This window comes from Kitasatospora sp. NPDC004799, from assembly GCF_040609095.1.
Classification (GTDB): domain Bacteria; phylum Actinomycetota; class Actinomycetes; order Streptomycetales; family Streptomycetaceae; genus Kitasatospora.
In genome coordinates, this window is record NZ_JBEXJK010000007.1 from 49252 (window position 1) to 56145 (window position 6894).

The 6894-nt window shown below is 74.0% G+C and carries 5 protein-coding genes; 3 read left to right on the forward strand and 2 right to left on the reverse strand.

The features are described 5' to 3' along the window. Positions 1-32 precede the first annotated feature (32 nt). Positions 33-1646, forward strand: coding sequence for an alpha-amylase family glycosyl hydrolase (locus ABZW03_RS02060; RefSeq protein ID WP_355250714.1), 1614 nt, complete (start codon positions 33-35; stop codon positions 1644-1646). 132 nt (positions 1647-1778) lie between these two features. Beyond that, positions 1779-2831: a hypothetical protein gene (locus ABZW03_RS02065; RefSeq protein ID WP_355250717.1), complete on the forward strand. Its 1053-nt coding sequence runs from the start codon at positions 1779-1781 to the stop codon at positions 2829-2831. A 176-nt stretch (positions 2832-3007) separates the two neighbouring features. Here the strand turns inward: ABZW03_RS02065 and ABZW03_RS02070 are convergent, their stop codons facing one another. Further along, positions 3008-4249 (reverse strand): CoA transferase, encoded by a 1242-nt coding sequence (locus ABZW03_RS02070; protein WP_355250719.1) that lies wholly within the window; start codon positions 4247-4249, stop codon positions 3008-3010. Next, on the reverse strand, positions 4246-5793 hold the full coding sequence (locus ABZW03_RS02075; RefSeq protein ID WP_355250722.1) for an APC family permease: 1548 nt from the start codon (positions 5791-5793) through the stop codon (positions 4246-4248). Before ABZW03_RS02075 ends, ABZW03_RS02070 begins: the two co-directional genes overlap by 4 nt. A gap of 287 nt (positions 5794-6080) precedes the next feature. On the opposite strand from ABZW03_RS02075, the gene ABZW03_RS02080 reads away from it, so the two are divergent. Then, positions 6081-6833, forward strand: coding sequence for an FCD domain-containing protein (locus ABZW03_RS02080; RefSeq protein WP_355250725.1), 753 nt, complete (start codon positions 6081-6083; stop codon positions 6831-6833). Positions 6834-6894 lie beyond the last annotated feature (61 nt).

The window sequence follows — 6894 nt, forward strand, 5'->3', positions numbered from 1 at the left end:
GGGCGACCGGACCCCGGCAGGAGGAACCACCCATGACCTCGACCCGACCCGGCCCCGACTGGCTCGCCGACGCCGTGCTGTACCAGATCTACCCGCAGAGCTTCGCCGACTCCGACGGCGACGGCATCGGCGACTTCGCCGGCATCGCCGAGCACCTGGACCACCTCGCCTGGCTCGGCGTCGACACGGTCTGGCTCAACCCCTGCTTCGCCTCGCCGTTCCGCGACGCCGGGTACGACGTCTCCGACTACCTCACCCCCGCCCCGCGCTACGGCAGCACCGAGGACCTGGCGGCCCTGGTCGAGGCCGCCCGCCGCAAGGGCATCCGGGTGCTGCTGGACCTGGTGGCCGGGCACACCTCCGACCGCCACCCCTGGTTCCTGGCCTCCGCCGAGGACCCGTCCGACCACCGGTACATCTGGTCCGACCGCCCGGTGGACGGCTTCGTCGCCTCGCCCGGCAGCCGCCCCGGCTGGTACCGGCCGAACTTCTTCGACTGCCAGCCCGCGCTCAACTTCGGCTACGCGCGCAGCAGTTCGGAGGAGCCCTGGCGGCAGGCGGTGGACGCGGACGGCCCGCGCGCCAACCGGGCGGCGCTGCGCGCGATCATGGCGCACTGGCTGGGCCTCGGGGTGTCCGGCTTCCGGGTGGACATGGCGTACTCGCTGGTCAAGGACGACCCGGGCAAGGTGGAGACCGCCAAGCTCTGGACCGAACTGCGCGACTGGCTGGACCGCGCCCACCCGGAGGCCGCCCTGCTCGCCGAGTGGGGCGACCCGGCCGCCGCCATCGCGGCCGGCTTCCACGCCGACTTCTTCCTGCACTTCGGCGGCGAGGACCACGGCCTGCCGCTGCGCTCGCTCTGGAACAACAACGGCGGGACGGTCGAGGAGTTCTGGCGCCAGGAGGCCTGCTACTTCGAGGCCGAGGGCCGGAGCACCCCGCAGCCCTTCCTGGACGCCTGGCGCTGCGCCGCCGAACTCACCGAGGGCAGCGGGCACATCGTGCTGCCCACCGCGAACCACGACTTCTCCCGCCTGGCCGCCGGCCCGCGCACCGCCGAGCAACTCGCCCCCGCCTTCGCCTTCCTGCTCACCTGGCCCACCCTCCCGGCCGTCTACTACGGCGACGAGATCGGCATGCGCTACCTGCCGGGCCTGCCCGACACCGAGGGCAGCGTGCTCGGCCCGTGCTTCAACCGGGCCGGCTCGCGCACCCCGATGCAGTGGGCGCCCGGCCCCACCGCCGGGTTCTCCAGCGCGCCGCCCGAGCGGCTGTACCTGCCGGTCGACCCGGACCCGCACCGCCCGGACGTGCTCTCCCAGCGGGCCGACCCGACCTCGCTGCTGCACACCGTCCGGCGGCTGATCGCGCTGCGCCGGGCGCACCCGGGGCTGGGCGCGGCCGGCGGGGTGGAGGTCCGGCACGTCGGCTACCCGCTGGTGTACACCCGGGCCGGGCGGTACCTGGTGGCCGTCAACCCGCGCCGCGAGTCGGCGTCCGTACGGCTGACGGGGCTGCCGGGGCTGCCGGAGGGCGGCCGGTGGGCGCAGGGTGTCCGGCCGCTGGAGGTGCAGGGTGCCCGGGTGGCGGACGGGGAGCTGCGGGCGGACGGGTTCTCGTACGGCGTGTTCGAGCTGAGCTGAGGGCTCGGCTTCCACGCGGCGCCGGATGGTTGTAAGCTGCATCGAGTTGGTTGCATTTACCACCCTCATTGGTTGTATTTGCCATCTTCGTGACCGAGCTGAGAGACACCACCGGAGGACGGTACGAACGCCATGAGCACACCCCGGAACCCCGCCGCAGCGCCCGCCCTGGGGCACTCGCTCAAGCACCTGGCCATCCACCTGATCACCCCGCTGCTGATGTGCCTGGGCATGGCGCTCGCCTACCAGGGCGCCTTCCACCAGCCCGAGCCGCACCACCTCGAGGTGGCCGTGGTCGGCACCACGCCGCAGGCGCAGGGCCTGGCGCAGGCGATCCAGGGCAAGGCCGGGGACGCGCTCGACGTCCGCACCGTGGACGACCGGGCCGGCGCCGAGCGCCTGTTGCGCGACCGGGAGCTGGTGGGCGCCTTCGTCCCGGACGCCAGGAGCCCCGAGCTGATCGTCGCCAAGGGGAACTCGGAGACCTCGGTGGTGGCCGCCACGGCGGTGTTCACCAACGTCACCGACCAGCAGGGCGTGCCGCTGCACGTCACCGACCTGACCACCCCGGCCGAGGGCGACCCGACCGGGCAGGGCCTGTTCTTCCTGCTGGTCGCGCTGAGCATCGGCTCCTACGCCAGCGTCGCGGTGATCGGCGCGGCCGGCGCGGGGCTGAGCCTGAAGGTCCGGGCGCTGGTCGGGGTGGCGGTCTCGTTGGTGGTGAGCGTGATCGGGATCGTCACCGCCGGGCCGGTCTTCCACGTGGTCGACCACGACCACGCCGCGATCTGGGCGCTCGGCTGGCTCTACTCGGCGGGCATCCTGCTGATCGGCATCGGCCTGCACAGCTTCCTGAAGAAGTGGACCACGCTGGCCCTGATGGTGCTGTTCGTGATGCTGAACTTCACCTCCTCCGGCGGCATCTACCGGCCCGAGCTGCAGAACGGGTTCTTCGGCGGGCTGCACGGCTTCTGGACGGGCGCCGGCTTCCTGGAGGGAGCGCGCAACATCCTGTACTTCGACGGCGGGGCGGGCCTCGGCGGGCACGTCGTGACCCTGCTGCTCTGGCTGCTGCTCGGCGGGGCCGTCCTGGTGGCCGCCGCGCTGTACGAGGGCCGCGGGCGCCGTCCGGCGGAGACGCCGGAGGAGGCCGAGGAGGAGATGGAGGAGGCGGTCGCGGTCTGACCGGACTCCCGGAAGGCTCCACCCGGTGCCACGGGCATCGGCGCCGGGTGGGAACGGGGCGGCCCGCGCCCGGCTCTGGACAAGCCGGACGCGGGCCTCGGTGCGTGCGGGGGCGGTGCGTCAGTGGTGGGCGGCCTGCCCGGTGAGAGCCTCGCGCACGTGGTGGCCGGCGGCGCTCAGGGGCGGTCCTCGTCGTGGCGGTGCTCGTCGTGGCGGTGCTCGTCGTGCGGGAGTTGGTCGTGCGGGGGTTCGTCGTGCGGGGGTTGGTCGTACGGGGCGTCCAGCCAGGCGGTCAGTTCGGCGGTGTGCTCGCCGAGCCGGGGCGGCGGCAGGTGGTAGCGGGGCGGGGTGCGGGAGAGGCCGATCGGGTTGGCGACCAGCTCCAGCGGGCGGCCGTCCGGGCCGGGCAGCGGTGCCCGGGGGCGCAGGCCGAGCGAGTCGGCGAGGGCGAAGGCCCCGGCCAGGTCGTTGACCGGCCCGCAGGGCACCCCGAGCGGGGTGAGCACCGCGAACCACTCGGCGGCGGTGCGGCGTTCGAGCCGGGCGGTGAGCTCACGGGCCAGCTCGGTCACGTGCGCGACCCGGTCGGAGTTGGTGGCGAAGCGCGGGTCGGCCGCCAGCTCGGGGGCGTCCACGCCCCGGCAGAGCGCGGCGAACTGCCGGTCGTTGCCGACCGCGACGACCAGCGGGCGGTCTGCGGCGGTGAACACCTCGTACGGGGCGATGGACGGGTGGCGGTTGCCGAGGATGCCCGGCACGGCGCCGGCCAGGGTGTAGCCGGCGGACTGGTTCACCAGGCCGGAGAGCAGGGTGGAGAGCAGGTTCAGTTCCACCAGCTGGCCCCGGCCGGTGCTCTCGCGCTCGCGCAGCGCGGCCAGCACGCCGACCGCCGCGTGCAGCCCGGTCAGCACGTCCACCAGCGCGACGCCGGTCTTCACCGGCTCGCCGGGGGCCGGGCCGGTCACCGACATCAGGCCGCCGACGGCCTGCACCAGCAGGTCGTAGCCGGGCAGTTCGGCGCCCTCGCCGGTGCCGAAGCCGGTGATCGAGCAGTAGACCAGCCGCGGGTTGAGGGCCTGGGCGCGGTCCGGGCCGAGGCCGTGCCGGGCCATCGTGCCGGGGCGGAAGTTCTCCACCAACACGTCGGCGCGGCGGACCAGTTCGACGGCGCGGGCGTGGTCGGCCGGGTCGCGCAGGTCGAGGGTGAGGGAGCGCTTGTTGCGGTTGACGGAGAGGAAGTAGGTGGCCTCGCCCTGGGCGTGCGGCGGGCCCCAGGCGCGGGTGCCGTCGCCGGTGCCGGGCCGCTCGACCTTGACCACGTCGGCGCCGAGGTCGGCCAGCAGCATGGTCAGGTAGGGCGCGGCCAGGACCCGGCCGAAGTCGGCGACCAGGAGGCCGTCCAGCGGGAGGCCGGTCATGCGTTCACGTCCGAGTCGGGTCCGCTGTGCCGGTCGGGGCCGCCGCGTCGGCCGTTCCGGTCGTGTGCGGTCGCGTCGCCCGAGGGGGCGTCGCCGCGCAGGTGCGGGCGGGCCAGCAGGAGGTAGAGGCCGCCGGCCGCGAGCACCACCACCGCCGAGAGCAGCACCAGGTAGTTGTCGTACCAGGCGGCGTCCGGGGTGCGGCCCCAGCAGATGTTGACGATCGCGGCGACGCCGTAGACCAGCGCGCCGATGTTCACCGCCAGGCCCCAGCGGCCGAGCCGGAAGTCCCCGCCCGGGCGCCAGCCGCGCAGCCGGGCCCGCAGGGCGGCCAGCACCACCATTTGGAAGGCCAGGTAGATGCCGATGGAGGAGAAGGAGATGATCTTCGTGAGGGCGCCCTCGGAGAGCGCCGACGCGCCCACGATGATCACGCCGGGCAGTGCCGCGGCGAGCAGCAGCGCGTACGGCGGCACCCGCAGCCGGTCCGAGACGGTGGCCAGCAGGCGGCTGCCCGCGATCATCCGGTCCCGGGCGAAGGAGTAGGTCAGCCGACTGGCCGCCGCCTGGAGGCTCAGCACGCAGGAGAGGAAGGAGATCAGCACCACGGCGATCACCACCCGGGCGCCGGTCGCGCCGAAGGCGTCGTGCAGCACCGCGGCCACCGGGTCGGTGTCCGCGCCGGAGACCACCGCGCCGATGTCCTGGATCGACATCACCAGGGCCAGGCTGACCCCGATCGCCGCCGCGCCGCCGACGTAGATGGTGCGCCGCATCGACTTGGGGATCTGTCGACCCGGCTCGGGCACCTCCTCGGCGACGTCGCCGCAGGCCTCGAAGCCGAAGAACAGGAAGACCGCGATCAGCCCGGCGGCCAGGAAGGCGTCGGTGTAGTCGCCGTCGCCGCCCGCCCCGAAGCGGTCGAGGACCACGCCGAGGCCGTGGTAGCGGTGCGTCAGCAGCAGCCAGGCGCCGACCGCCAGGGCGCCGACCAGTTCGGCGGCGAAGCCGAACACGGCCGCCGCCGACAGCACCTTGGTGCCGCCGAGGTTGATCACGGTCGCGAGCGCCAGCAGGCCGAGTGCGCACCAGACCGTCGTCGCGGTGCTCGGCTCGACGCCCAGCAGGGCGGCCACGTACGGGCCCGCGCCGTAGGAGACGGCCGCGATGGTGGACATCAGCGCCAGCAGGTAGACCCAGCCGGTCAGCCAGCCCCAGGTGCGGCCCCAAAGCCGGCGCGCCCACGGGTACACCCCGCCGGCCACCGGGAACTGGGCGACCACCTCGCTGAACACCAGGGCCACCAGCAGCTGGCCGAGCCCCGCGATCAGGAAGCTCCAGACCATCGGCGGCCCGGCGGTCCGGAGCGAGGAGGCGAAGAGTGTGTACACGCCGACGACGGGGGAGAGATACGTGAAACCGAGCGAGAAGTTCGCCCAGAGGCTCATGTCGCGCTTGAACTCGGAGGTGTAGCCGAGGGCGGCCAGCCGTTCGGCGTCCGGGTCGGGGGCGTGGGCGGTGGCACGTGCACTGGCATCGGTCATGACCAGCTCCTGGGAACGTGTCGTGATGCGTGGGAGCGCTACGGGGTGATGCTCGGGCCGAGGATGCGGGAAAACATACGAGATTGGGTTTCTAGCGGCAAGAGTGCGCGCTCGACCGGAGGTACCCTGCGGGAACGTCCGGTCGGACGGGTTCCGGTGGCAGTGGTCCGCGGACGGCGGCGGTGGTCGGCGGACGGCGGCGGTGGTCCGGTGACGGCGGCGGTGGTCCGGTGACGGCGGTCCGGTGACGGCGGCGGTGGTCCGGCGGCGATCGAGGAGGGGCACGCATGACGACGATCGGCAGTGCGACCCCGCTGCTCAGCGCCGTCCTCGCGCCGCTCGCCGACCTCGGGCGCGCCGACGCGGTGGCCCGCCGGATCACCGAGGCGATCGCCCTCGGGCTGGTCGCCGACGGGGACCAGCTGCCCAGCGAGAACGACCTGGCCGACCAGCTCGGCGTCGCCAACGGCACCGTCCGAGAGGCCCTCGCACTGCTCCGCGAGGCCGGCCTGATCGAGACCCGGCGGGGCCGCAACGGCGGCAGCTTCGTCCGCACCCCCGCCGGCGGCTGCGAACACCTCCAGCTCGCCCGGCTGCGCGACCTCGCCACCGTGGACCTGCGCGACCTCGGGGACGAGGAGCTGGCCGTCTTCGGCACCGCCGCCCGGCTCGCCGCCGAACGCGCGCCGACCGACCTCGGCCCCCGGCTCACCCGGCTGGTGCACGACCTGCGGGACGCCGCCGGGCCCGCCGAGCAGCGCCGTGCCGACGCCCGCTTCCACATCGAACTCGCCGTCGCCGCCCAGTCCGTGCGGCTCACCCAGCTCGCCGTCCGGCTCCAGGCCGAACTCGGCCCGCTGCTCTGGCTGCCCGCCCCGTACGGGCCGGACCGGGAGCGCTTCGCCGAGCAGCACCGGGAGATCCTGGTCGCCGTGCTGGCCGGCGACGCGGCCGGCGCCCGGGCCGCCGCCGAGGCGCACACGGTGGCCTGCGTGCACCATCTGGTCCGGCGGCACCTGGAGTTGGCGGACGACGGCTGAGAAAGTGTTGGGTAATTGATCAACTGCACGCTGTGATGCGTTGGCGGTGATCTTCGCGGAC

Coding starts and splice junctions, on each gene's coding strand:
- ABZW03_RS02060 (WP_355250714.1), top strand. CDS start 33: ATGACCTCGACCCGACCCGGCCCCGACTGGCTCGCCGACGCCGTGCTG.
- ABZW03_RS02065 (WP_355250717.1), top strand. CDS start 1,779: ATGAGCACACCCCGGAACCCCGCCGCAGCGCCCGCCCTGGGGCACTCG.
- ABZW03_RS02070 (WP_355250719.1), bottom strand. CDS start 4,249: ATGACCGGCCTCCCGCTGGACGGCCTCCTGGTCGCCGACTTCGGCCGG.
- ABZW03_RS02075 (WP_355250722.1), bottom strand. CDS start 5,793: ATGACCGATGCCAGTGCACGTGCCACCGCCCACGCCCCCGACCCGGAC.
- ABZW03_RS02080 (WP_355250725.1), top strand. CDS start 6,081: ATGACGACGATCGGCAGTGCGACCCCGCTGCTCAGCGCCGTCCTCGCG.